The 26,478-nt window shown below is 36.4% G+C and carries 31 protein-coding genes; 18 read left to right on the top strand and 13 right to left on the bottom strand.

The window, feature by feature from the left end:
- The 3 genes from trxA to ACJRPK_RS11120 all read right to left on the bottom strand — a co-directional run bounded on the left by trxA (window position 1) and on the right by ACJRPK_RS11120 (window position 1,726).
- Entirely contained in the window at window positions 1-300 is a 300-nt protein-coding gene (gene trxA, locus ACJRPK_RS11130) for a thioredoxin (RefSeq protein ID WP_148782400.1), read from the bottom strand.
- 78 nt (window positions 301-378) lie between these two features.
- Entirely contained in the window at window positions 379-1,260 is an 882-nt protein-coding gene (locus ACJRPK_RS11125) for an RsiV family protein (protein ID WP_407139976.1), read from the bottom strand.
- A gap of 70 nt (window positions 1,261-1,330) precedes the next feature.
- Entirely contained in the window at window positions 1,331-1,726 is a 396-nt protein-coding gene (locus tag ACJRPK_RS11120; RefSeq protein WP_407139975.1) for a hypothetical protein, read from the bottom strand.
- Window positions 1,727-1,832: 106 nt separating this feature from the next.
- On the opposite strand from ACJRPK_RS11120, the gene ACJRPK_RS11115 reads away from it, so the two are divergent.
- From ACJRPK_RS11115 to ACJRPK_RS11070, 10 genes are all read left to right on the top strand, one after another.
- On the top strand, window positions 1,833-3,068 hold the full coding sequence (locus ACJRPK_RS11115) for an ATP-binding protein (RefSeq protein ID WP_407139974.1): 1,236 nt from the start codon (window positions 1,833-1,835) through the stop codon (window positions 3,066-3,068).
- Between the two features lie 10 nt (window positions 3,069-3,078).
- Entirely contained in the window at window positions 3,079-4,134 is a 1,056-nt protein-coding gene (locus ACJRPK_RS11110) for a response regulator (RefSeq protein WP_407139973.1), read from the top strand.
- 84 nt (window positions 4,135-4,218) lie between these two features.
- Complete coding sequence (locus ACJRPK_RS11105; RefSeq protein ID WP_407139972.1) at window positions 4,219-5,070, top strand: universal stress protein; 852 nt, start codon at window positions 4,219-4,221, stop codon at window positions 5,068-5,070.
- 53 nt (window positions 5,071-5,123) lie between these two features.
- Window positions 5,124-6,488, top strand: a complete 1,365-nt coding sequence (gene hemN, locus ACJRPK_RS11100) for an oxygen-independent coproporphyrinogen III oxidase (RefSeq protein ID WP_407139971.1) — start codon at window positions 5,124-5,126, stop codon at window positions 6,486-6,488.
- An 88-nt stretch (window positions 6,489-6,576) separates the two neighbouring features.
- Window positions 6,577-6,822, top strand: a complete 246-nt coding sequence (locus ACJRPK_RS11095) for a hypothetical protein (RefSeq protein WP_407139970.1) — start codon at window positions 6,577-6,579, stop codon at window positions 6,820-6,822.
- On the top strand, window positions 6,822-7,070 hold the full coding sequence (locus tag ACJRPK_RS11090; protein ID WP_407139969.1) for a hypothetical protein: 249 nt from the start codon (window positions 6,822-6,824) through the stop codon (window positions 7,068-7,070). Before ACJRPK_RS11095 ends, ACJRPK_RS11090 begins: the two co-directional genes overlap by 1 nt.
- A gap of 99 nt (window positions 7,071-7,169) precedes the next feature.
- Window positions 7,170-7,400: a hypothetical protein gene (locus ACJRPK_RS11085; protein WP_407139968.1), complete on the top strand. Its 231-nt coding sequence runs from the start codon at window positions 7,170-7,172 to the stop codon at window positions 7,398-7,400.
- Between the two features lie 109 nt (window positions 7,401-7,509).
- The gene (locus tag ACJRPK_RS11080; RefSeq protein WP_407139967.1) at window positions 7,510-7,743 is read left to right on the top strand and encodes a hypothetical protein; all 234 of its coding nucleotides are present in this window, start codon (window positions 7,510-7,512) and stop codon (window positions 7,741-7,743) included.
- On the top strand, window positions 7,743-8,057 hold the full coding sequence (locus ACJRPK_RS11075) for a type II toxin-antitoxin system RelE/ParE family toxin (RefSeq protein ID WP_407139966.1): 315 nt from the start codon (window positions 7,743-7,745) through the stop codon (window positions 8,055-8,057). The genes ACJRPK_RS11080 and ACJRPK_RS11075 overlap by 1 nt, the downstream gene beginning before the upstream one ends.
- 239 nt (window positions 8,058-8,296) lie before the next feature.
- Window positions 8,297-9,565, top strand: coding sequence for a pentapeptide repeat-containing protein (locus tag ACJRPK_RS11070; RefSeq protein ID WP_407139965.1), 1,269 nt, complete (start codon window positions 8,297-8,299; stop codon window positions 9,563-9,565).
- Between the two features lie 341 nt (window positions 9,566-9,906).
- Here ACJRPK_RS11070 and ACJRPK_RS11065 read toward each other — a convergent pair whose 3' ends face one another.
- The gene (locus tag ACJRPK_RS11065; RefSeq protein ID WP_407139964.1) at window positions 9,907-10,284 is read right to left on the bottom strand and encodes a hypothetical protein; all 378 of its coding nucleotides are present in this window, start codon (window positions 10,282-10,284) and stop codon (window positions 9,907-9,909) included.
- Between the two features lie 354 nt (window positions 10,285-10,638).
- Here ACJRPK_RS11065 and ACJRPK_RS11060 point away from each other — a divergent pair, with 354 nt between their 5' ends.
- Complete coding sequence (locus ACJRPK_RS11060; RefSeq protein WP_407139963.1) at window positions 10,639-11,097, top strand: hypothetical protein; 459 nt, start codon at window positions 10,639-10,641, stop codon at window positions 11,095-11,097.
- 161 nt (window positions 11,098-11,258) lie between these two features.
- Complete coding sequence (locus ACJRPK_RS11055) at window positions 11,259-11,741, top strand: hypothetical protein (RefSeq protein WP_407139962.1); 483 nt, start codon at window positions 11,259-11,261, stop codon at window positions 11,739-11,741.
- 399 nt (window positions 11,742-12,140) lie between these two features.
- Here the strand turns inward: ACJRPK_RS11055 and ACJRPK_RS11050 are convergent, their stop codons facing one another.
- The 9 genes from ACJRPK_RS11050 to ACJRPK_RS11010 all read right to left on the bottom strand — a co-directional run bounded on the left by ACJRPK_RS11050 (window position 12,141) and on the right by ACJRPK_RS11010 (window position 21,414).
- On the bottom strand, window positions 12,141-12,842 hold the full coding sequence (locus ACJRPK_RS11050; protein ID WP_407139961.1) for a sulfite exporter TauE/SafE family protein: 702 nt from the start codon (window positions 12,840-12,842) through the stop codon (window positions 12,141-12,143).
- A gap of 3 nt (window positions 12,843-12,845) precedes the next feature.
- Window positions 12,846-13,292: a FixH family protein gene (locus ACJRPK_RS11045; protein WP_407139960.1), complete on the bottom strand. Its 447-nt coding sequence runs from the start codon at window positions 13,290-13,292 to the stop codon at window positions 12,846-12,848.
- Between the two features lie 229 nt (window positions 13,293-13,521).
- A complete protein-coding gene (ccoG, locus tag ACJRPK_RS11040) occupies window positions 13,522-14,946 on the bottom strand; it encodes a cytochrome c oxidase accessory protein CcoG (RefSeq protein ID WP_407139959.1) in 1,425 nt (474 codons plus the stop codon).
- A 202-nt stretch (window positions 14,947-15,148) separates the two neighbouring features.
- Window positions 15,149-16,036 carry a cbb3-type cytochrome c oxidase N-terminal domain-containing protein gene (locus ACJRPK_RS11035; protein ID WP_407139958.1) on the bottom strand — a complete coding sequence of 296 codons (888 nt, stop codon included), beginning with the start codon at window positions 16,034-16,036 and terminating at the stop codon, window positions 15,149-15,151.
- Window positions 16,033-16,218, bottom strand: coding sequence for a CcoQ/FixQ family Cbb3-type cytochrome c oxidase assembly chaperone (locus ACJRPK_RS11030; protein WP_407139957.1), 186 nt, complete (start codon window positions 16,216-16,218; stop codon window positions 16,033-16,035). The genes ACJRPK_RS11035 and ACJRPK_RS11030 overlap by 4 nt, the downstream gene beginning before the upstream one ends.
- Before the next feature lie 2 nt (window positions 16,219-16,220).
- Entirely contained in the window at window positions 16,221-18,425 is a 2,205-nt protein-coding gene (gene ccoN / locus ACJRPK_RS11025; protein WP_407139956.1) for a cytochrome-c oxidase, cbb3-type subunit I, read from the bottom strand.
- 4 nt (window positions 18,426-18,429) lie between these two features.
- Complete coding sequence (gene ccoS / locus ACJRPK_RS11020; RefSeq protein WP_148782380.1) at window positions 18,430-18,618, bottom strand: cbb3-type cytochrome oxidase assembly protein CcoS; 189 nt, start codon at window positions 18,616-18,618, stop codon at window positions 18,430-18,432.
- Between the two features lie 58 nt (window positions 18,619-18,676).
- Window positions 18,677-21,115, bottom strand: a complete 2,439-nt coding sequence (locus ACJRPK_RS11015; RefSeq protein WP_407139955.1) for a heavy metal translocating P-type ATPase — start codon at window positions 21,113-21,115, stop codon at window positions 18,677-18,679.
- Window positions 21,116-21,189: 74 nt separating this feature from the next.
- Window positions 21,190-21,414: a hypothetical protein gene (locus tag ACJRPK_RS11010; RefSeq protein WP_407139954.1), complete on the bottom strand. Its 225-nt coding sequence runs from the start codon at window positions 21,412-21,414 to the stop codon at window positions 21,190-21,192.
- A 172-nt stretch (window positions 21,415-21,586) separates the two neighbouring features.
- On the opposite strand from ACJRPK_RS11010, the gene ACJRPK_RS11005 reads away from it, so the two are divergent.
- The 6 genes from ACJRPK_RS11005 to ACJRPK_RS10980 all read left to right on the top strand — a co-directional run bounded on the left by ACJRPK_RS11005 (window position 21,587) and on the right by ACJRPK_RS10980 (window position 26,478).
- Window positions 21,587-22,432, top strand: a complete 846-nt coding sequence (locus ACJRPK_RS11005; protein WP_407139953.1) for a universal stress protein — start codon at window positions 21,587-21,589, stop codon at window positions 22,430-22,432.
- Between the two features lie 24 nt (window positions 22,433-22,456).
- Window positions 22,457-23,314, top strand: a complete 858-nt coding sequence (locus ACJRPK_RS11000) for a universal stress protein (RefSeq protein WP_407139952.1) — start codon at window positions 22,457-22,459, stop codon at window positions 23,312-23,314.
- Between the two features lie 5 nt (window positions 23,315-23,319).
- Window positions 23,320-24,177, top strand: coding sequence for a universal stress protein (locus ACJRPK_RS10995; protein ID WP_407139951.1), 858 nt, complete (start codon window positions 23,320-23,322; stop codon window positions 24,175-24,177).
- A gap of 68 nt (window positions 24,178-24,245) precedes the next feature.
- Window positions 24,246-25,094, top strand: a complete 849-nt coding sequence (locus ACJRPK_RS10990; RefSeq protein WP_407139950.1) for a universal stress protein — start codon at window positions 24,246-24,248, stop codon at window positions 25,092-25,094.
- A gap of 108 nt (window positions 25,095-25,202) precedes the next feature.
- Window positions 25,203-26,054 carry a universal stress protein gene (locus ACJRPK_RS10985; protein WP_407139949.1) on the top strand — a complete coding sequence of 284 codons (852 nt, stop codon included), beginning with the start codon at window positions 25,203-25,205 and terminating at the stop codon, window positions 26,052-26,054.
- 25 nt (window positions 26,055-26,079) lie between these two features.
- Window positions 26,080-26,478, top strand: a complete 399-nt coding sequence (locus ACJRPK_RS10980; protein WP_407139948.1) for a hypothetical protein — start codon at window positions 26,080-26,082, stop codon at window positions 26,476-26,478.

The raw sequence follows: 26,478 nt of genomic DNA, 5'->3' as shown, positions 1-26,478 counted from the left end.
TTATTTATGTGAATTAATGACCTGTATAATATCATTTTTCTGCAGAACTCCCGATTGTCGCCAAACTTGTTTTCCGTCTTTAAATAATAACATGGTAGGAACGCCTCTCACTTGATATTGAGAAGCAAGGTTTTGATTGGCATCTACATCGATTTTAATTATTTTAACTTCATCTCCGAGATCTTCTTTTACTTCTTTTAAAATGGGTCCCAACATTTTACACGGACCACACCAATCTGCAAAAAAGTCAATAAGAACGGGTGTAGGGGAGTCTATAAGTTTATTAAAGTTACTTTTCATCATATATTGTTTTAAAGTAGCAGAAAGATACACAAAATCATGTTTTGTCAGGTCAGATTTAGAAAATAGACAACAGAGTTATAACAAAATATTATCTTTTTTGAGGAGTGTTTTAAAACGAGCTGTGGGAATTTCAATACTATATGTACCCGTATAGGAAGGACACACCACACAATCATCAAAATAGAAAGTAATCAGCGCGTCATTTATAACAAAATTGTTTTTATATACCTGGAAATCTCCGGGAGAAAGTTCCCAACACTCATAATAAAGCTCACCCGATGCTAATCCTTGAGTAATAGTATGGTTGATAATAGTAAGTACTTCTGATTCGGCATTTGGAATAAAGATATCGTTGAATGTCATAAACTCTGAAGTATTTGTATTATAATTTAAGCAATCAAAGCTATAAACTGAATGTACGGTGCCCGAATAATAATTTTCTTTATAAAGCACCACACTCACCAGATTGTCTTTTGCCGAAAATAGTTTGTAATCAATTGTGCGCTTATCCATAAATCTTTTGATATTGAGCGTATCGCACAAAAGTGCTTTATCTTCTAAAATTTCGTTTTCGGTAGCGGCGATGTTTAGATAGGTTTCTTTAATATAATTATTAAATGTTTTATGCGAAGCATTCATTCCTTCATTTAGATAAGGGTATCGATAGTTTAAAATATAGTCATCGGTTTCTTTACTAAATGTTTTTGTGCTCACAAGATCTTTTAATGCTTCTTTTTTATCCTCAAGAGCTAAAAGCTTTTCTCTTTTAAACCGTTGCGATTTATTATAATCGGGTGATAATTTGTCTTCAGAAAAAAAATGTTGATTCTCAAAAGTATCCTTCATAACTTCTGTAGTTGTAACCTGGTTGTCTGCTTTAATCAACTCTTTTTGATTTTCATTTTTGCAGGATGCAAACAGTAGTGAAAGGAGTAATAGTAGTGGTTGAAATTTCATAAGTATCAGTTTTTAGGGACAAACGTAGTTGTATTATGACGTATAAAATATGACGCATATCATAAAACGATTATGATGCAAGTAATAGTTTCAATTTTGTAAGCAGTATAACCTCAGCTTTATTTCTTCCGGAAAATGCATTGGCAATTTCATTAGCTGTTTTCCATATTAGTTTCTTTATAGAGGCATCAAAATGTGGGGTGTTTTCCTTGTAATACGATTCAAAATCATCATAACATTCATTAGGATCTTTGTCTTCATTCTCAAGCCAATCAAAAACAATTTCTATTTGAAATGCAGCATCCGTTTTAAACTCATCCGTTAATTGATCCACAGCCACCCAATCCTTTTTAACCAACTCCTTTAGCTTTGCATATTCTTTAGCGCGAATTACACGATCAATGGCGGCAATAGCATAGAACAATTTTCCTAAATTTTGATAGATCGTTATACTCGTTGTGCTCATTGTATTTATTTTTATTAATTTAAAAATTAAAAATATGCTAATTCAATCATTTGTTTTATGATATATATCACTTCCTATAGTTATAGTAAATCCCTATTTTTGGTTTATGAAAGTATTTGAAAAAAGCAACAATGTATTTACCATTCTGTCTGAAGCAGTGTCCGAAGGGATTATTGTGGTGAATGAGCAGCAAACCATCGTTGCTACCAATGGATCAGCAGAGCAGCTTTTCGGATACTTAAAAGATGAATTAATTGGAAAGTCCCTTAATATTCTAATACCCCTTGAGTATCATCATGCGCACAAGGGACATTTTGAACGTTTTGTAGAGCATTCAGAAAAGCGTCAGATGGGTCACGGGCGGGATTTACATGGCGTGCGCAAGGATGGATCCATGTTTGCCGTTGAGGCAGGCCTCAATCCATTTACAATTTATGGAAATAATTATGTGATGGCACTTGTTATTGATATTACCAATCGTAAAAAACAGGAGCAAGAGATACAAGAACTTAATAAAAACTTAGAACAAAAGGTTGTTGCCCGCACCAAGGATCTCAATACCACGATTTCTGCATTACAAGAAGAAGTAAAGCTAAGAAAAGAAGCCGAAGAAAAGATTACAGAATCGCTAAAGAAAGAACGTGAGCTCAATGAATTAAAAACAAAGTTTTTGTCACTGGTTTCTCACGAATTTAAAACGCCATTGAGCGGAATTTTAACCTCGGCAACCTTAGCCGGTAAATATACCAAGGAACAGCAGCAGGATAAGCGTGAGAAACATTTGGATACTATTAAAAGCAAAGTAAAGTATCTGGATAACATTCTCAATGATTTCTTATCTATAGAACGCTTGGAGACGGGTAAAGTATCCTATAAATTTACTTCCTTTCCTCTGAGTAAGGTGATCAACGAAGTTATTTATAATGCGAATATGCTTCTTAAGGACGGACAAAAAATTGTATATCCACAAAATGCGGATGAGTTTACCATACATTTTGATGAAAAAATATTGGAGCTCATTTTGTCTAACCTAGTCCATAACGCAGTAAAATATTCTGGAGAGCATACAACCATCGATCTGAAAGTGGAAAAACAGAAGGAATATTTTAAGTTTACCATACAAGATGAGGGTATCGGAATCCCTAAAAAGGAACAGAAATTTATTTTTAAACGCTATTTTAGAGCAGAGAATGCTTTATTGGATCAAGGAACCGGTATCGGACTCAATATAGTGAAGAGTCATCTTGAGAATTTAGGAGGATCCATTACCTTTACCAGTACCGAAGGTGTCGGAACTACATTTGAAATCAGTTTACCCATAAGTACTACAGAAACACATTAACGAATTCATTATGAAAACTATTTTGCTTATCGAGGATGATGCCGCTTTACGAGAAAATACCGCAGAACTTCTTGAGTTATCCAATTATAAGGTCATAACAGCACCAAATGGTACAATTGGAATACAAAAAGCAAAAGAAGTGTTTCCTGATATTGTGGTATGTGATATTATGATGCCAGAGATTGATGGCTATGGAGTGTTGGAATCTTTATCGAAGGATGATAAGACAAGAAATATTCCTTTTATTTTTTTATCAGCAAAGACTGAACACAAAGAAATAAGAAAGGGCATGGACTTGGGAGCTGATGATTACTTAACGAAGCCATTTGATGAAGAAGATTTGCTAAGTGCTATAGAAAGTAGGCTTGCAAAATCAGTATTGCTTAATCAGGACAGGGATCAGGAAGAAGAGCAAAACGACACTGATGCTCAGGATAGTTTAAGAAATCTTAATGAACTAAAGAACTTTTTTGACGATAATGGTCAATTACTCTCAGTAGCGAAAGGCGATACGGTATATAAAAAAGGCGAACACTCAAATAATATTTTTCTGCTACTTAAAGGGGTGGTCAAAACTCACACCATGGATGAAAATGGTAAAGACTTGATCACAGCTTTGTATAAGGCCGATGATTTTTTAGGTTTTACTACGTTTTTAGAAACTATTAGTTATAAGGAAACAGCAACTGCAGTAGAGGATGTTGAGTTAGCTATGGTAACTAAGAAAGAACTAAAAGAAATTTTGGAAAAAAGTACCACGGTTTCTTTGGAATTAATGGAATTACTTACCGATAACTTAAGCGAAGTCAAAAATCAGCTGTTGCAGATGGCTTATAGTTCAGTGCGTAAGAAGACGGCCAAAACCATCCTACAATTTGCAGCGGTACTTAATAAAAAACCTGAAGATGATATAAAGATTTCTCGCAATGACCTTGCGAGTGTTGCAGGTATTGCAACCGAAAGTCTAATCAGAACTTTATCGGGATTTAAAAAAGACGGACTCATTGCGATAGAGGGACGTAATATTAAAATTTTGGACCTTCAGGCTTTAAAAATGGTAGACTAAGGCTACTTTTTGGAGCAATCTGATTTTTATCATATTTTTCATTCATTGAGGACTATACTTTTGTAAATAATCAAAGTATACTCCATGAAAAAAATACTAATACCAACCGATTTTTCTGAAAACTCATGGAATGCCATTCAGTATGCGGTTGCTTTTTTTAAAAAAACACAGTGCACATTTTATATATTGCACATAGCATCAGCAGAGGATGTTGTTATCGATGATGCTATGTTTCAAGTAGAGAACGAACATGAAGCGCTACTTACTGACAACCTGACAAGTGATGCAAAAAATCAGCTAAAATCACTTGTAAAACGTATAGAAAAACTTCCGCTTAACACAAAACATACTTTTGAACCCCTGTTAGAATACATCTTCTTTGTCGATGGGATACGTAAAACCATCATAACTAAGCAAATTGACTTTATTGTTATGGGGACCAAGGGAGCCACCAATGCATTACAGCGCGCTATTGGCAGCAATACAGGAGATGTCATTACCAAAGTAAAATGTCCCGTGCTGGTAATTCCTGAGAATGCTACTTATCGACGTCCTAAAGAGGTAGCCTTTCCCACAGATTATAACATAAACTATAAATCACGAATTCTAGATACGCTGACCCAATTGTTAGTGGACAAGAACGCCACTTTGCGCGTAGTACATGTAGCTAAGAAAGAAGAGGAATTATCAGAAAATCAACTCAGTAATAAGAATTTTTTGGATCAATATCTGGGAGATACCATTCCGCATAGTTTTCATTTTTTATCCAATTCCAGTATTGAACATGCTGTGCAATGCTTTGTTGAGAGCAGAGATATTGATATGATTACGATGGTTGCTAAGAATCTTAATTTCTTTCAGCGTATATTATTTCATCCTTTAGTTGAAGAAATCAGCTACCATACCGATATTCCGTTTTTAGTCCTGCATGAGTGACATCAACCCCAATACAACCATTTCATTTCTAATTGTAAAGTAAAACTTATTCTATGTGTCAATCTTTAGTTAATAAATATAATATACCCGGACCTCGTTATACCAGTTATCCAACAGTTCCTTATTGGGATAACGAAACATTCTCATTGGGCGAGTATAAAAATACTGTTCGTCAGTCCTATATCGAATCAAATAGGAGTGAAGGATTGAGCGTGTATATCCACCTGCCGTATTGTGAGTCCTTGTGTACATTTTGCGGCTGTAATAAACGGATAACAAAACGTCACGACGTAGAATTACCTTATATAAATACGTTGCTTAAAGAATGGGATCTATATCTCAAATTATTTGTGACTACTCCCAACATAAAAGAACTGCATTTAGGAGGTGGTACACCTACTTTTTTTTCGCCAGAAAATTTGGAGTATCTGATCAAAGGTATTTTAAGAACTGCAACCTTAGCTGAGGATTTTGAGTTCAGTTTTGAAGGACACCCTGGCAATACCACTAAATTACATTTGCAGACCTTATACGATCTTGGTTTTCGCCGTGTAAGCTTTGGGGTGCAAGATTATAATGAAAAAGTACAAAATGCGATTCATCGTACACAAACGTTTGAGCAAGTACAGCAGGTAACACAGCTGGCCAGAGAAATAGGTTATAGCTCGGTAGGACATGACATTATTTTTGGCTTACCTTTTCAGACGCAGGAGGATGTTCGCCATACAATTTTGAAAAGCAAGGAACTCATGCCCGACCGTTTGGCTTTTTATAGTTATGCGCATGTGCCATGGCAAAAGGGGAACGGGCAACGAGGATTTAATGACAGTGATTTGCCGGCACCGGCAGATAAACGCGCACAATATGAACTTGGTAAAGCACTTCTGGCAAGTGTTGGATATGTTGAGGTAGGCATGGATCATTTTGCACTCACCACAGATGCACTGTATCAATCTATGGAAAACAAGAGCTTGCACCGTAATTTTATGGGATATACCGCGTCCAAAACACAATTGATGGTTGGCCTCGGGGTTTCAGCCATTAGTGACAGCTGGTATGGATTTGCGCAAAATGTAAAAGGAATAGAAGAATACAAACATTTGGTGGAAGAAGGTATTCTACCGATTTACAGAGGACATCTTTTGACCGAGGTCGATGAGAGTGTACGTCAGCATATTCTAGATCTTATGTGTCGTATGCAAACACGATGGAACGAAGACACCTTGAAAATAAAAAATTTAGACGAAGTCTTGCAACGCCTGTCACCCTTACAACATGATGGCTTATTGACATTAGATACCGAAGGGATTACGATCTTAGAAAAAGGAAAACCCTTTGTACGTAATATTTGTATGGCTTTTGACTTACGGTTGCAAGCCCATCAACCCAAGACACCACTGTTCTCTATGACAGTTTGATAAACATATCACAATACGATCCGCATTTTTTACGGTAAAAGGAGTGACTTATTTTTTCCTGATTATGGTGAAGGTTAATTTTGTACTTTTGAGTAAAACCAAATATATAATAACCAACACTACCATCAAATTGAATGAAAAAGAAGACATCTACTCTACAACTGCAGAAGCCAAACAAGCTTCCATAGATGATGATAAAACAACCAATTCAGATTGGTTAAAAATTTCAGACAAAATTATCAGGCTATGGAGAAAAAATAAAAGAATGCATATTTTATTAGAGCATAGAGATGAAAGCAAAAACTATTTTCCAAATGAAGTTTTAAAAGAATAATGAAGAAAATTATTATTATTTTTAGTTTAATTGGCTTATTAGTGGCTATTTTTTTTCCTCTAATGGAAGAATTTATTTCTTACGAGGAAACTGCTGGTTATTGTGAAAATTGCTTTAGACCTTTTTGGAATTATATTTCCAATAGGGGTTGGTTTGTGATATGTATTTATAGTTTTATAGGTGCGATAATAGGAGGCATAACTGGCTTTTCATTGTATGAACTAAAACGTTTTTTAGCAAAACATTAACGGCGTTTAGACAACCGTATATAAGATGGTTACCACAAGTAGAAAAGCCAACCGTACAAACAATTCATTCACTTTTTTTGTCAGCATATTTTTGATCTTATGTGTCGTATGCAAACACGATGGAACGAAGGCACCTTGAAAATAAAAAATTTAGACGAAGTTTTACAACGCTTGTCACCCTTACAACATGATGGCTTATTAACATTAGATACCGAAGGGATTACGATCTTAGAAAAAGGAAAACCCTATGTACGTAATATTTGTATGGCTTTTGACTTACGGTTGCAAGCCCATCAACCTAAGACACAACTGTTCTCTATGACCGTTTGATAAACATATCACAATACGATCCATAATTTGTTATGGTAAAAGGAGTGACTTATTTTTTCCTGATTATGGTGAAGGTTAATTTTGTACTTTTGAGTAAAACCAAATATATATGGATTTGCCATCAAGAAAAATTACCTTCGTTCAGGAGTTTTTAAAACTACAGGACGAAGAGATTATTACCCGACTTGAGACCGTACTCAAGAACGAAAACGCCTTTGCTATCGAAGAGACCTTGGTACCCATGTCCCTTACTACCTTGCAGGAGATGATTGATCAAGCAGCGCATGACTTTCAAAATGGTAAACACGTGCCCATGGCAGCATTAATTTCAAAATTTAAGTAATGATAAATAAAATTATATGGTCTACCTTGGCTGAGAATCAGTTAGAACAAGTATACGAGCAGCATATTAAGCGCTCCAGTCTTAAAGCCGCAAAAAAGGTTATACATACTATCATAGGCGAAGTAAACCTTCTTATTGAAGAACCTTTTTTAGGAAGTGTAGAAGAGTCTTTACAACGTGATAAGATTACCTACCGATCACTTACTGCCAATCAATATAAAATTATTTATACCGTAGATGAAACCAAAGATCTCATCAAGATCGCTACGGTTTATAATTCCAGACGTGATCCTATTTCTAAAGGGGATATATAATATTTATATTAGTGTTAGCGATAATTTTTTTGAAAAAAACTATGGAGATATAGGAAAATTGGAGATTTAAAATGAAAGGTAGAGAAATTATAAATTTGATTGATGAAAATTTCTAATTTGAAATTGAACAGTTATCTGAATATAAATATCATTATACAAAAATTGACCTCTATCCTTGGTGTAATTCGACATCAACAAATAGCGAAATTTCCAAACCAAAGGAGTGGCAACAAAAGAATATGAAAAAACACTTGAAAAATAATATTTTTAGAATCCTTTTTACAATTGTTAGTTTAATCTTAATTTTTGTTTTCCATAATCAAATCATTAATAGTTATACCGATTTTGCTCGTTGGTTATTTCCTGTAAACAGTAATAGAAATGGGGAATTATTTAAAATTGTTTTAAGTGTATTAGGTGCGTTAGGTATTCTTTATGGACTTTACATTTCGTTGAGAAGAGCAAAAGCGATTGAACAAGGCGTGGAAAAGCAAGGAGAAGCTATAGAAATTCAAAGTAAGCAAATAGAACTTTCAAGAAAATCACAAACTGATGAGCGATTCAAAAATGCAGTCGAACATTTAGGAAGTGAAAAAGAACCAATAATATTTGGAGGAATTGCAGAACTCCATCAAATAGCAAGAGAAAACAAAAACGAATATTCTGAAATTGTTTTCAATATTCTTTGCAGTTATATTAGAACAAACTCGAATATTAATACTAATAAAAAAACTTCAATACTACAGACGATTGTTGACTTTCTATTCTCAAAAAGTATAGATAACCCATATTTAGGTTTTAAAGCGAATCTTAAAAATTCAAACTTAATAGGAATAAATTTCATAAATGCAAATTTAGAATCTGCTAACCTTTCAAATTCTAGATTGTCAAGTTTTTACAATTCAAATTTGAGTAATACAATTCTTGAAGGAACAATATTTTTTCTATCTAATATTGAAAATGTGAATTTTACAGATTCAAAATTGAATCGAACAATTTTCTACGACACAAAAATAAATGACTGTGATTTTAATGTCTATAAAGACTATTCAACAGCATCTTTCATTGAGGGAAATATAGAAAAAGTTAAGTTTGAAAATATAGAAGTAATTGATTGGAACTTTATCGGAGTTAAAATAACGGATACATCTTTCATTAAATGTAAAATTATTTCAACTATATTTTCTGCATCATGCTTACATAATGTTGATTTCATTGATATTGAATTATTTATGTCCAATGATTTTAGAGCAACTCAATTTGTTTCTGTTAAAATGCATGACTTTATCATTTCCAAATCAAATTTTAAAGGTTGTAGAACTGAGAGGGGGTTCCGTAGTCCATTTTTTAAAGATTTACCTATTAGTATTGGAATTGAGCCAGATATGTGTGGAATTAATTTTATCAATACGACTTTGACTAAATGTATAGAAGGAATACTAACTCAAAAAGATATTGATGAAATTGAAGAAAAATTTGAATCACTTCAATCGAAAGTTTTAAAATAAACAAGCAAGTAGTTAACAAAACTTAAACATAATGCAGGCTTTAGGGAAAAATCGAAAATTCGCGATGAATAATAAACAATAAGATTTAGATTCGTTCGCAGACGTAAATGTAAAGTTTTCATACCGTAGTTGAAGCCAAAAATCTGATCATGATCGCTATGGTTTTCAATTCCAGACGTGATCCCGCAACAAAAAAGAATATATAATCATTGAATCATCGGTGAATTAAATCGATAAAGGGTATACGATGTACTACGTTTACTTTTTCGTTTTAAAAAACAAACCAAACAAACCTATATCATCTTAAACGATATAGGCTTATACAAAAATAAATTTCTCATTCACTTAGAACTAATCTTTTTTGGATAGGCGCCTGTTTTAGCGATGGCTTTATATTTTTCAGTATTGGTATCCCAAATAAGGTATCGCGCTTCATACCCTGGTTGACAAGCCGTATTGGCCACATATTCATTCCCTTTGCTGGCCCACTGCCAGTTGTTACCTGTTATATACTCAGCGTCCGTTTTTTTTACGTTTTCGTATAACCCAATCCAATCGTACTTGCCCACTGCAGTGGTTTCCCAATATAAGGTAAACCAACCTTTTTGATTTGGACCTAGTCCCACGGTTGCTTGTGATGCTGCTCCAGCTGTTTCCACTTCGCCACTAGCCAACGCTTTCATCGCTTCCTCCGGATTCTTAAAATCTTGCTCTTTCATTTTTTCTATCTTTAATTGTTAAACAAATTCAGGCTATTATGAGGTTCTTTAGTACTTATATGCTAAAAGCTATCCTCCTTTCAACCCACAATCAATTCTAATTTTATAGTTTAAAGATCAGGTTATTAAGGTGTTGATAAAAGAGCGTAAGTACCCAAATATCATAAAACGTATAATTACGTATTCTTAAGGATTTACCCTCAGGCAACGCAACACTGTATTTATATGTCTGAGGAGAGGCGAAAGTAACCCTCTCAAAAAGGGGTTTTATCCCCTTACTACATTCGAATAAAGATCATAGCTTTGGTTCAACCTATAAAACGGACTACTAATCATTTTCTAAAATCAATTCTTGTGAATTTTTCGGATAAAGAGTTAAACGAACTGGACGCGCATATACAAGGAATCGAAAACATTATAAGAGCAAAAACCTTTGCTCTATCGTCAGAGCAAAGAATACATTATAGCGCCATTGCTGATCGTAATAAGCAGATAGTCGATCAAGTTATCGCCTATATGGGGAAGAATCCTAAGTGGGTACCTAACTTTATTGATAAAGAAGAATTTGATCGTGATTATTTGGTAGGCAAACACATCGAGGCACGTATCACTTTATTGCAAGGCTTAACACAACAGTTAGTCGATACCAAAACCTTATTGGATCATGATAATTATAACAACGCTTTGAGTTTTTACAGAATGGTTCGCTACTATGCAACCAAAAATGAACCGGGAGCTCATACCGTATATCAAGACATAAAGAAATTATTTGGCACCGCGATCATGGATGAAAACATGATTGTTGCAGATTAAAAATTTTCCTTTTACCCTTAGTTTTCAGAAAAAGCCGCAGTGATGCGGTTTTTTTTTGTTTTTCAGAAGAAATTCATGCGCATAAAAAAAGGGTATTTTTCCCCTGATAAAAATCCATTTATAGGTAGTAGCTTTGGTAAGTATAACCAAAAAACCTAACAATGGCTTTAGAAAATCTAATTAGTGTCAGCTTCTCTGACAAAGAATTAAAAGATCTCGACACACATTTAAACGCTTTTAAAATGATCCTTAAAGGAAAAACCGTGAATATATCTGCGGATCAAAGACAGCAATATGGTCGTATTGCGAATCAAAACAAATTAATCGTTGACAAAGTAAAAAACTATATGGAGCAAAACCCGGAGTGGGTGCCCAACTTCATAGATAAAGAGGAGTTTGATCGTGATTATGCAGTACGCAAGCAGATCGAGGATCGTGTACATTTGATGGAAAATCTTACGCAACAACTCATAGATACCAAAACACTATTGGATCATGATAATTACAACAATGCCTTGAGTTTTTATCGTATGGTGCGTTATCTATCTAAAGAAAATGAACCCGGAGCAAAAACGGTGTACGAGGATATGAAAAAACTCTTTAACAGAAAGCATTCAAACGAGGATACCGATCAATCGGAATAAAAATTGTATCCATATATCCTTACGTTAAGAGAAAGAACCGCAGTGATGCGGTTTTTTGTGCTTATAACCTCTCTATAACACCCTTATAGGTGTTCCCAAACTATCTCGAGCATTGCTTTAAGTACTTCGAAGCCTTGTGTTAAGGCCTGTAACCCCTGGTACGAACCCAAAAAAGGGTCATCAAATGGGCTTTAAGGCCATAATGAACCCCATAAAACCTTTAATGAAGGCCAAATAGTCTATGTGGAGAGGGGTAATAGTTATTAAAAGCATTCATCGAATTACTTCGGTGAGGGGTCAAGGGGGTAGATGATAGGGGGTACCCCCTTACCAAGAGGGGGGCAACATTAATAAATAATAGCAGGCGTATTGGCTATAAAGAATATTTGCTAAAAGAGATTAATGACACTCCATGTCGGCAGTTACTTGGGCTACAGGAGTTTTGGGCGATAGATACGGAATGCCCAAACCTAAGCCTCTCACGATAAAAAGGAGTCCGATGATAATAACCAGCACCGGAATCATTTTTTGCAAACGTGCACGTAGTTTTACGTTCAGTATACTTCCCGCGTAGACCGCAATCGTCATTAACGGGATAGTACCTACACCAAACAGCATCATATATACACTTCCTTCCAGTAAGGAGCCACCCGCCATCGCGCCAAAGACCGCCATGTATACAAGTCCGCAGGGCAGAAAACCATTTAAAAAACCAATGGTCAAAAACGTATCTGGAGTTTTCTTTTTTAATTCCTTGCCCAGGGCGGTTTTTAGCTTAGATAGGAGACGATGTATAGGTTTTGAAAGGTTGTATTTGGCAAAGGTTTTGGTTGGCAGCATTATCACTACGATCATTAACAATCCTATCACTATGGATAATTTTTGTTGTAAGCCGAAAAGATATAAGCGTTCGCCAATGGCACCAAAAAACAACCCTAAAATTCCGTATGCCAACAGCCGACCCACATGATACAGGGATAGCTGAAAGAATTTTTTAACAGGTTGGTGATGCTGTAACGGCAGTATAAAAGCAATGGGGCCACACATCCCAATGCAATGGAAACTACCCAACAGACCCAATATGATTGCCGAAAGGTACATGACTTACAAAGTGATTTGTTGTTTGAATAAGTAGTTTGTCTCCTGATACGTCCAGTTGACATCCACATTCCACCGACCCTCGATCAATTCTGAATTAGGGATCAGTAGGGTGGGGCTGACTAGTTTTATAGGGATCTCAAAATCCAGCTTCTTATTGGAAGGACGGTATAGCGTAATGATCCCCGTAATTTCTTTGAATTGAATATCCGCGGGAAAGTTGATAACTATACCCTCTGCTGTTTTGGCGATAGTAATGTTGGTAGTAAGAGCGTTGCCTTTTTCCTGAGCAGTAATCTCTTCTTGAAACGCCAGTTCTTTTTTATAATACTCTTCGGTAACCAAATCATGTTGGTACGCCGTATTCGTATTCATCCGAATCACAAAGAATAAAATAAAGGATATAAACCCTATAAATGCAAGTACAATTGCGGTTCCCCAGTTAATTTTCATAGTTATTTTTTTTAGACACTTTTTCCAGCCACTAGTTAGAAGCCACTAGCCACGAGTTATTAGTTTTTCTCTCTGTTCTTTTCTCTCTTTTCTTTTCTCATTTTTTAGTCACTAGTTAGAAGCCACTAGCCACGAGTTGTTAGGTTTTTCTCTCTTCTTTTCTCTCTGTTCTTTTCTCTTTTTCAAATCTCACTACTCACTACTCACTACTAATTACTCACTACTCTTTTCACCGATAACTACGCGGACCGAGAAACGCGGTGGTGGTGGTTTCTATCAATGTATCTGAGCTATAGACGCCGATGCGAAGGTTATCTTTATCGCCGCTAAGCGCAGCACTGTTAATTTCTATAAACAAAGTACCCTCTGCAAGTCCCTGTTTGGGAACTATAAAATTTTTATGAGTTACGACTTCGATAGTACCTTGATGTGATAATAATTTAAAATGTACATCTGGGATAGCTTCTGTTGTTTTGTTTATTAATTTGAACGTATATACATTGCTGATAATATGTTGTCCCTTACGCTCGTAGAGTTGCCCAGGAAGCCTTAAGATATTTGCTTCTACATCATTGCGCAGAAATAACATACCACTTAAGATTCCGGTAAGAATTACTAATACAACAGTATATCCCTTTAACCGCGGAGTAAACGTAAACTTAGCTTTTTTGGCAATGTTCTCTTCACTTGCGTAACGAATAAGGCCTTTTGGCAGATTCACTTTTTCCATCATATGATCACACGCATCAATACAGGCAGTACAATTCACACACTCTAGTTGGGTACCATTGCGAATGTCTATACCGGTAGGGCATACGTGCACACATTGAAAACAATCTATACAATCCCCCTTGCCTGTAGCAGGACGATCTTCATTTTTCTTAAATTTAGCTCTACCTGCTTCTTTTTCTCCACGTTTGTAATCATAGGCCACCACAATTGATTTAGAATCCAACAGCACCCCTTGTAAGCGTCCGTAGGGGCAGGCTATGATACATACTTGTTCGCGAAACCATGCAAAGACAAAGTAAAAAACTAAGGTGAAGATGATGAGTGAAATCAGCGTACTCACATGCGCAAATGGTCCGTCAATAAAGATGTATTGTATGAGTTGGTCACTACCGATGAGATAGGCCAGAAATACGTTAGCGATGAGAAATGAGATAACAAAAAATATAAACCATTTGAGCAGACGTTTTTTAATTTTCTCTGCATTCCATGGTTGCTTATCTAACCGAATTTGCGCACCACGATCGCCGTCAATCCAATACTCAATACGCCGAAAAACCATTTCCATAAAGATGGTCTGCGGACAAATCCATCCACAAAAAATACGACCAAATCCAACCGTAAACAAGGTGACAAATACAACCCCGATAAGCATGGAAATAACGAATAAATGAAAATCCTGTGGCCAGAAGGGTGCACCAAAAATATTAAAGCGTCGCTCAAGCACGTTGAAGAGAAAGAGCTGATTACCATTGATTTTGATAAAAGGAGCAGACAAAAGAAAGATCAGCAATACATAGCTTACCCATTTACGATACGTATAAAACTTACCACTCGGTTTTTTTGGATATACCCAAGCACGTTTACCCTCGTCGGTCACGGTACCTATGCTATCTCTGAATTTTTCATTTGTTGGTGTATCCAATGTTTTTGTTTTTATAGTTTTCTAGGCACTAGCCACTAGTTCTTAGCCACTAGCCACTAGTTCTTTGTTTTTGCTCTTGTTTCTCTTCTCTTGTTTCTCTTCTCTTGTTTCTCTTCTCTTTTCTTTTCTCTCTTCTCTTTTTCAACTTCACTACTCACTACTCACTACTCACTACTCACTACTCACTACTCACTACTCAACACTACTTCCCAACCTCTTCTGTCCAAAGTTCACCCTGAGGCTCTTTGGGTTCTGCCGGCGTAGTACCATTAAGTGAAAGCACGTAACTGGAGACCTGCGCCATTTCGGCCGGTTTAAGAATTTGTTTCCAGGCGACCATACCTTTACCATCGCGTCCACCTTCAGATATGGTATTGAAAACATTTTTGATTCCACCTCCTAGAATCCAATACGCATCCGTTAGATTGGGTCCGATACCACCGCCGCCATCAGCTTTATGGCAAGCCACGCAATTGCTTTCGAATACAGCCTTACCAGCTTTTAAATCAGCGGGATCAGTCAGTATGACTACCGAATTTACATCCACAAAATTTTTGGCAGTTTTTTTATACTCCGCGATAGCAACTTTGGCTTCGGCAACTTCAGTTTCGTATTCCTCGGCTTGAGTATAATCATCAAAGACATGAAAACGAACCATATATACAATAGCAAACAAGATGGAAGCATAGAAACCATAGACCCACCATGGAGGTAGATTATTGTCAAGCTCCTTGATACCATCATAATTATGGTCCAGGATTATTTCTTCCTCTTCGTCAACAGGTGTACTATCTACCAATTTGAGATAGGTTCGTTTTACCCAGACAAATTGTTTTGCTTTACGTTCGCTTTCGGTTGTTAAATACCGTTCTTGTGCTTCCGGTTTAAGCGATCTGAAAAGGATACTTTGTAAAGCAGCCACACAAATCTCAATAGCTACAGCGATTAGCAATACGATACTCATAACCACCCAAAAAACCGGCTGCATGACTAACGAGTTTTCTACGGCGCTGTCTTGAGTCAACAGAATTAAAATATACGTGATGCAGACAAATGCCAGTACTCTGAGATAGGATGATATTGTTCTCATGTAATATCTTGATTTTTAGTTTCTAATGGCAGGTTACTTACTTCTTTGATATAAGCTTTTTTTGCAGTGAATATCCACCAAAAAAGTACTGTAAAGAATATAAAAAAGATGAGTAGTGAGATCATTGGATAGATCTCGATACCGTCGATACTTTCCATATGTCCTTTTATAAATTTTAGCATGATTAGTTAGCGTTAGATTCAACAATCGTTTCTTTATTTTTTACTTTTATATCCGTACCCAAGCGTTGGATATAAGCAATGAGCGCCACGACTTCTCGATTGCGCATCTCGACAAACTCTTCACCATTCTCCTGGGCAAACTTTTTGTCTGCGTCGTAAGCTTTAGCAAAATCAGGATCACTGTACAGATTTTTCTCTATCTGCGTTGCCTGTTCATCCATCCATTGTTGTGCACGATTAATCTCTTCGATGGTGTAAGGAACGCCCAGAGTTACCATAGCTTTCATCTTAGTTTCTGTATTGTTACGATCCAATGCATCGGTAATTAACCATTTATAGCTTGGCATAATCGATCCGGAAGAGGTGCTTTGCGGATCATAGAAGTGATTAAGGTGCCAGTTATCAGAATACTTTCCGCCTACGCGGAAGAGATCCGGACCGGTACGTTTACTTCCCCATAAAAAAGGATGATCATATACATATTCTCCCGCTTTTGAATATTCCCCATAGCGTTCTACTTCACTACGGAAAGGTCGAATCATCTGCGAGTGACAAGAAACACAACTTTCTCTGATATAAATATCCCTTCCTTCAAGCTCTAAGGGCGTATAAGGTTTGACACTTGAGATGGTTGGAATATTAGACTCCACAAGAAGGGTAGGCACTATCTGTACAGCACCCCCAATAAGAATTGCGATGGTAGCAAATATGGTAAGCTTTACCGGTCGACGCTCCAGCCAGGTATGATAGCCTTCGCCAACGGTTCTATGTTTGGTAACACGTTGTAGCGGAGCAGCTTCAGCCAATTCATCTGTAACTTTACTACCACTACGTATCGTCATAAGTATGTTGTATAACATGACAAATGCACCCAGGATAAAGAGACTTCCGCCAATGGCGCGCATCCAATACATGGGAATGATTTCATTAACAGTTTCCAGAAAGTTACCGTAGGTTAAGGTTCCATCAGGATTAAATTGTTTCCACATGGACGCTTGCACAAAACCTGCAACATACATCGGTAAGGCGTACATGATTATTCCCAGTGTACCAATCCAAAAATGCACATTAGCGAGTCCGACAGACCATAGTTTTGTTTTTGTCATTCTCGGTACTAACCAATACACCATCCCAAAGGTCAAGAAGCCATTCCAGGCAAGTGCTCCTACATGTACGTGTGCGATGACCCAGTCACTAAAATGAGCAATAGCATTTACATTTTTAAGCGATAACATAGGCCCTTCAAAGGTGGCCATACCATACCCGGTGATAGCTACCACCATAAATTTGAGCACAGGATCTGTTCGCACTTTATCCCACGCACCACGCAGCGTCAACAATCCATTGATCATACCGCCCCAAGAGGGAGCGATTAGCATGATAGAAAAGGCAACCCCCAGATTTTGCGCCCAATCAGGCAGCGAAGAATATAGTAAATGGTGTGGGCCCGCCCAGATATAGATAAAAATTAGTGACCAGAAATGTACGATGGATAAGCGGTAAGAATAAATAGGCCTGTTTGCAGCTTTAGGAATGAAATAGTACATCAAGCCTAAGAAAGGCGTAGTAAGAAAAAAGGCTACAGCATTATGACCATACCACCATTGTACCAGTGCATCTTGTACACCGGCATATACTGAATAGCTTTTTAAGGCACTTACGGGCAGTTCTAAGCTATTAAATATGTGAAGTACGGCTACGGTAACAAAAGTGGCGAGATAAAACCATATAGCCACGTACATGTGCCGTTGTCTACGTCTTAAGATGGTACCGATAAGATTCCAGCCAAAAGCTACCCAAATTACTGCAATAGCAATATCGAAAGGCCATTCGAGTTCTGCATATTCCTTTGAGGTGGTGTATCCGAGAGGAAGCGTAATAGCGGCTCCCACAATAATCAATTGCCAGCCCCAGAAATTAATGTTACTTAGTGCGTCACTAAACATACGGGTTTTGAGCAAGCGTTGCGCAGAGTAGTAGACTCCTGCAAAAATCGCATTACCCACAAAAGCAAAAATAACAGCATTGGTATGTAACGGACGTAAGCGACCAAAGCTAAGCCATGAGATGCCATCGGTCAGATTGGGGAATAAAAACATAAATGCCAGAAGTAGCCCGACTGACATACCTACAATACCCCAAAGCATTGTAGCGTACAAGAATTTTTTTACGATTTGATTATCGTAGTAGAATTTTTCCATTTCCATAGTATCAGGATTGTTTTTTATTGGAAGTTGAGGGTTCAACGGGAGTTTTAATTAATTCGTCATCAAATAACATTCGTACCGAGGGGGTATAGGTGTCATCATATTGGCCGTTTTTGATGGATATGATAAACGCTATAAAAAACACAATCGCTACAAGAATACTAATCGTAAGTAAGACATAAATAACTCCCATACTTTTTTGTTTAGGGTTCAAAAATACTTGTGAAAGTTTTCTTAATTAATGACATTTATCAGCTATTGAATGAAAATGACTTTTTGTGATTTTCGAGTGGAGCGACTGGTTGTATCTTGATTCTTTTCTTTGCCACCCAATTGGTGAGTAGCGTCACATAGACTAAGACAGATATAGAGCTAAGAGGCATCAATATAGCTGCGATAAGCGGTGATAATTGACCGGTAACGGCAAAGTATAAGCCTACGATATTGTAAAGAAAAGAGAGTATAATGCTACTCTTGATTATGGTAATCGTTTTTTTGGATAAGGAGGTGAAATAATCAATTTTATCAAATTGAGCAGCATCCATAATGGCGTCACAAGCGGGGGAGAACACGGCGATATCTTCGGATATAGCAATACCAACATCACTTTGAGCCAAGGCTCCGGCATCATTGAGTCCGTCGCCAATCATCCCTACTTTTTTACCATCCTGTTGCTGTTTTTGAATAAAGTCAAGTTTATCTTTTGGCCTTTGATCAAAGTATGTCTGTATACCTGTAGGCAGCAAGCGTTTTAAGTAAGAAGCTTCGCCGGCATTATCCCCTGACAGTATAAATAAGCGATGCGTTTCATTTAATTTTGAGAAAAGGGCAGACAAGCCTTGTCTATAGGTATTGTGAAAAGTGTAGTGTCCTTTGTAGTCCTGATCAATAGCGATATGTACTGTCGTATCCAGATGCGAATCAAAGGTTTGTATACCTGTAAAAGAAGCCGATCCAATACGTAGGATTATATCTTTATAGATGGCCTCAATACCTGCACCGGGATATTCTTTATAAGCGTCTAAGGAAACAACTTCATTAGCGTTCAAAGCAGCATATAGTGACCTACTCAAAGGATGATTGGAGGCTCTAAGTGCTGAATTGAGTACGATACATTGATCGCTGCTCAAATCTATACCGGTATAGTATACGGCATCTCCGGTGTTAGTAGTCATGGTCCCGGTTTTATCAAAAACAAGCGTATCCAGCTGAGATAAGCGTTCTATTACCGTACTGTTTTTGAGGAAAAAACCTTGCTTTCCGAAAATGCGAAGCATGTTGCCAAGTGCAAAAGGTCTGGCTAGCGCTAGTGCACACGGACATGCGATTATTAGAATGGCGGTACATACTTGTGCTGCCTGCCTGGCATCTGCATATATCCAATAAGCAGTAGCTATACAAGCAATCATAAGTATTGTGATTGTAAAATATTTACTAACGGTGTCGGTGATATTAGTATACCGCAAGTCTTTATCTTGATTAAATACATCGTTGCTCCATAGTTGCGTCAGATAACTCTGTTCTACGGATTCTAAGGCTTCAATTTGTAAAGCTCCTGAACTTTGACGGCCTCCGGCAAATAAGGAGTCTCCTGATTCTTTATGAACTAACTTACTTTCTCCTGTGACAAAGCTATAATCGATTAGACCATCCCCTTCAATTAAAATGCTATCTACCGGAATAAGTTCATGGTTACGAATAAGCAATCGATTGCCTTTTTTAATATCATAGATTTGAATAGTTTCTTCTCTCTTATACCTGTCGGAAGTAATTCTGGTAACTGCAATAGGAAAGTAGGATTTATAATCCCTTTCAAACGACAGAAAAGAATAGGTTTTCTGCTGAAAAAATTTGCCGAGTACTAAAAAGAAGACGAGCCCGGTCAGACTATCAAAAAAACCGGCTCCCCAATCCATAAGTATCTCGACAGTGCTACGAGCAAAGAGTACTATAATTCCCAGTACAATCGGAATGTCAATATTGAGCACACCTGCACGTATGCCTTTGTATGCTGAAACTAAATACTCCTGACCGGCATAAAAAACTACCGGTATCGAAAATGCCAGCATGAGATATCTAAAAATGTACTTGTATTGATCTAACCAAAATTCGGATACTTCAAAATACTCGGGAAAAGACAAGAACATCACATTGCCAAAAGCAAAACCCGCAACACCCAACTTATAATACAAACTGCGATCTATATTTTCTTTTGTTGTCGCATGATCGTCAAGACTAATATAGGGTTCGTATCCAATAGAACTCAGTAGTAAAACCACCTCTTTAAGTGAAAAATTAACTGCGTTGTAGGTGATTCTAACCGTTTTTTTAGGAAAATCGATTTGAGAATTTTTAATCTCACTTTTTAGCTTATGTAAATTTTCGAGGATCCAGATGCATGAGCTACAATGAATCTTCGGGATATACAGCGTTACTACCTGAGTAGTATCATCGGTGAAGTCTAAAAGTTTATGAATAATTTCGTTAGAATCTAAGTAATCGTACTTCCCTTTAATGTCAACAGGTGTACTACCTGGGCTCTGTTCTAAATCATAGTAACAGGTAAGGTTATTATCAGTAAATATCTCGTAGACGGTTTTACAACCGGAGCAGCAGAAGGTTTTTTCGTCAAATTGAATAGGCGTAGTATCACAAGAATCTCCGCAATGATAGCATAAGGAATCGCTCATAAAGAACATTTATATGCAAAAATCCAAGGAAATCGAATAGTATAATATGATATATATCAGTAAAAAGTAACTATCTATTCTATATCATTTATTGTGTGATCCTCATACCAATCATCAAATGTCTTGGTGGACGTACGTTTATCTGTTAGAATATAATAAACCATACAGATAAAAAATAGTTGTCCGCAGCAGACCGTAATATATACCCAAAAAAATGGAGTATTATAGGCCGATAGTATTACTACGAGTATAAGCAGCAGGGTAGCTAATGATATCATAACCTTTGTAATGGTACGCATGTCTTTAAACTTTCATGTTCTTTTTAAAGTTAAGGATTTCAGCAGGGTTTATTTATAAAGTTATGATAAAAGTAAGCGGTTACTGATTGTATTTGCGAAGCTGATAAAAGTCATAGTTAAGCAGTACTGATACCCTTAGATTTGTATCCAACGTCGTTTTAAAATCTACCTGATGAAAAAAATTATAGTTCCCACTGACTTCTCTGATAACGCATTGAACGCCTTACACTATGCTGTAGAACTTTTTAAGTATGAACGATGTGAATTTTTTATTATGCATGCTTATGCAGATGAGGTGTATGATAATAACAGTGTAATCTCACGTGAACTATTAGATGACTATAAGGCCTCGGTGCTTCAAACATCTGAAAACGCGCTAGCTGCATTACTTAAAAAACTCGCTGAAATATCTCCCAATCCGAGACATACCTATAAGACCATGTCCAGATTTGGCAACTTGGTAGACGAGACGAATGAGTTGGTAGACGAACAAAATATTGATGTGGTTATCATGGGAACTCGCGGTAAAACCGATGACCGTAAAATTACCTTTGGCAGTCATACGCTTCAAGTTCTAAAGTATGTAAAATGTCCGGTACTGGCCATACCTTCAGGATATAACTATATCCGGCCTAAAACCATTCTATTTCCTACTGATTTCAGGTTGCCTTATAAGCGTAGAGAGTTGAAGGTTCTACAATGTTTAGGTAAAAGTTATCGCTCTGTTATCCATTGTTTATATGTCTCAAAATTTGAAAAACTCTCTATACGTCAGGAAGATAATAAAGCATTTTTGATGGACACACTAAAGGATACTGATGTAAAAATTCATATACAGGATTTTGATGATTTAACCGCCGCGATTAATACGAGTGTTGATGATTACGGAGCTCAAATGCTTGTTATGATTAACTCAAGACATTCGTATCTGGAAAGTATATTATATCAATCAACGATAGATAAAATCGGATTGCATTTAAAAGTTCCTTTTTTCGTCATGCAGAATCTAAGCAGATAACTACGTAATTTTAAATCTAAATTTATGAAAAATGTTTTATTACCCACTGATTTTTCTGACAATGCGATGAACGCCATTCGTTATGCAATGCAGTTGTTGAAGAAGGAAGAAGTTACTTTTTATTTACTAAATACATTTACACCGGTATCCTACCACACAGGCTATTTGATAGAAAATCCAACCTTATACGGAATGGAGGATGTGGCTATGATGAATTCTAAACGGGATATCGAGCGAACAGAAGATAAGATAAAAGAAGAATTTGATACTTCAAACTTTACATTTGTGCGATGTTCTGCATTTAATACGTTGATAGGTGAGATTAAGGAGATGATAGATAAATATGCTATAGATCTTATCATTATGGGTACTAAGGGAGCTACCGGTGCGAAGGAAGTTTTTATAGGTACGCATACAATGTATACAATTAAGAAAGCTAAATGCCCTGTGTTAGCAGTTCCTGATAATTTTGAATATGAAAAACCCGTAGATATACTATTTCCTACGGACTTTAATTTACATACTACCAATGAATTTTTACCGCTAATCAAAGATATTTGTGAAGATCACGGATCCCGATTGAATATTTTGAATGCGTATTACGGGGTTAAGTTAGATGCGCATCAAGAAGAAGTGAAAGCATATCTCGACGACTATTTTAAAACAAATGCTCATGTATTTCACATTGCAGACGGTATGGATGTTATGGAAGCTGTTGAAGATTTTCAGAAAAAAATAAAGATTAATCTGTTGATCATGATCCATAACCGTCATTCCTTCTTTGAAAACTTGCTTTTTAAACCGGTAATTAATCAAATCGCTTACCATACAAATATTCCGTTTTTAGTGATTCCGTCAGAAAAGCGATTACAATCATCCTAGAGCTTATGCAAACTGATAAAAGAATATTGATTCCAACAGATTTTTCTGATAATGCATGGAACACTATTGTGTACGCGATGCAATTGTATAAAGGCAGCTCGTGTCAATTTGATATTGTTCATGTCTATGATGTACATCCTTCACAATTAGCTACCACCTTAAGTTCACAACGGATTGGATTTTTCCAGGATTTGATAAAAAAAGAGTCGGAAGCGGGTTTAAACAGTATCTTAGATGATATATCCAACTCGTATCCGGATTCTACACACGTGTTCAATACTCATTCAAGAAAAGGGGATTTTGTTGAGGTTATTAGGGATATGGTAAATACACAAACGTATGAGCTAATATGCATTGGTACCAAAGGAGCAACTGGAGCCAGAGCATTATTTTTGGGAAGCAATACACATAGTCTCATTAAAAATGTTGATAGGTGTCCAATTTTAGTAATTCCTGATGAAGTGAATTTTTCACCCATCCGTTCTATTGTATTTGCTACCGATTTTGAGAGGATTTATTATAAAGCAGAAATAAAACCAATTAAGAAAATTGCAAAACAGTTTGGTGCTAAGGTCTGTATGTTACACATATATGACGCGCCTTCCTTGTCTCACGTGCAAAACTACAATTCTGGTGCATTGGATAATTACTTTAAGAATCTGGAGTATGATTTTTATGTGGTTCCCAATTTTTCTGGCGTTGCCAAAGGTATTGCGAGCTTTATTGATGAAGAGGATGTTGAGATGTTAGCAATGATTAATTATAAACACAGCTTTCTGGAAGAATTAATGAGAGAAGCAGTGATAAAGAAAATAACATTTAATACCAAGATTCCTTTTCTGGTAATTCCTTCAGATACCTGATCTATGTCATAGTTCTGTTCATTCGATCGTAGTAATTTTATATGTATTAGATTTAATATATAATTATTATGAAAACCATTTTAGTTCCTACTGATTTCTCACAAAATGCTTACAATGCTTTATTATATGCTACACGACTTTTTAAGGATCAAGAGTGTAAATTTTATCTTTTAAATACTTTTGAGGTTGATACACCAATACTTACAAGTAGAATAGATACCACAAAGGGAAACTTGTTGTATACCAAACTAAGTTGTGCATCCAAAGATGGTTTGGCAGAAACACTACATGCGATCACTCGGGATTGTGAGGATTATAACCATAGTTTTGAAACACTTTCTATTTCAAAAAAATTAGTTGAAACTGTACAAAATACAATCAAACGTAAGAAAATAGATCTTGTGGTAATGGGAACCCAAGGGGCAACACGTGCTAAGGAGTATCTTTTGGGAAGTAATACCATACGAGTCGTTCAAGGCAATACGCTGTGTCCTACATTAATGATTCCCAGTGAGTATGTTTTTACTAATCCCAAAGATATAGCCTTTTCAACCGATCTACGTCGCTTTTATGGTAAAGATGAGATTGCACCAATAACCAGATTATTGGAAATGTTTAAAGCAGAATTACATATTTTACATATTAGAGAAACAGGGAAGTTGGATGAAATCCAACAGTACAATTATGATAAGCTCCTGGAGCATTTGGGAGATGTAGAAGTGAGTGTACATTGGTTGGAAAAACAGAAAGAAAAATCAGAGAGTATCAGTAATTATATAAGAGAATATAACATTCGTATGCTCTTTATGGTCAATTATAAGCATAGCTTTATTGAGCGAATGACTCGCGAATCCGTTATTCGAAAGATCGGACTTCATGTAGAAATACCTTTTATGGTTATTCCCGGTCTAAGCTGATAAATATCATAGTTATATTAGGGTTGAGGGACTACTTTTATTGAGTACGATATATCTAAAGTATATCTTCATAACTAATCAAAAATCACAACCATTAATCTCCTACAGATGAAAAAGAAAATTTTATTACCAACAGATTTTTCCATGAACTCGTGGAACGCTATTAAATATGCAATTGAACTGTATAAAAATCAGCAATGTGAATTTTATATTCTTAATACCTTTAATGCAACTGGCTATGCTTTAGACAGTATGATGGTGCCAGAACCCGGCGAAAGAATTTATGAGGAATTAAAAGAAAAGTCAGACAAGGGATTGGCTAAAATTCTCGAGCGATTAGGGATGAGAGAGGAAAATCCCAACCATGAGTACATTCCCATTTCTCAGTTTAATACCTTACTGGAAGCCATACGGGATACTGTGGAGATGAAAGATATTGAAATGATCGTGATGGGTACTCAGGGCGCTACCAATGCGAGTAACGTGATTTATGGTAGCAATACGGTATTGGTTATGGAAAAAATAAGAAACTGTCCCGTGCTGGCAATACCTAAAGAAGTTTCCTTTAAGGAACCAAAAGAAATTGTATTTCCTTCCAGTTTAAAAACTCACGTGAAGCGCAGAGAGTTGGATTTCTTAATAGACATTGCTAAGTATAACAACTCATCCATCCGCGTTTTGCATGTAACGGATAAAGAAAAGCTCACTCCCGAGCAGGAAAACAATAAGCAATTGCTCGAAGAATACTTTGATGGGTTAGAATACTCTTTTCACACCTTGCACAACATAGATATTAAGAGCGCTTTAAGTTGCTTTGTCGAGAGTAGACAGAGCGACATGATTACCTTTATCAATAAAAAGCACACTTTTTTTGGAAGTATTTTGTCCAGACCTATGGTAAAAGATTTGGGTTATCATTCTAAAGTTCCGGTATTGGCATTGCACGATTTGAGAAACTAAAAACAAAATTTTAAAAAACACACTGATGAAAAATGTAGGTATTTGGATAGATAAAGAAAAATCAAAAATTGTTGATTTAGAAAAAGACACGATTGAAACAGTATTTTCTGAGATCGAAGATTTCCATATTCATGGAGGATCCGGCACTCGGTTTAAAGGAGGGCCTCAGGATGTAGTGCAAGACAGCAAATATTTGGAAAGAGAGAAGCATCAAACAAAGGCTTATTTCAAGAAAATCATTCCTTTTCTTGATGAAGCAAATAGCATCGTAATTTTTGGTCCGGCAGAAACAGGAGAAAAACTTAGAAAAGAGTTAAGTGAAAACCATCCAATGATCGTCAAAAAGCTTCGAGAAGTGCAAAGAGCCGATAGTATGACAGAAAATCAAATGATGGCCTGGGTTAGAGAGTATTACAAAAATTAG

Source organism: Aquimarina sp. 2-A2 (assembly GCF_045505135.1).
Lineage (GTDB): Bacteria > Bacteroidota > Bacteroidia > Flavobacteriales > Flavobacteriaceae > Aquimarina > Aquimarina intermedia.
This window is presented reverse-complemented; position numbering and strand designations above follow the sequence as displayed.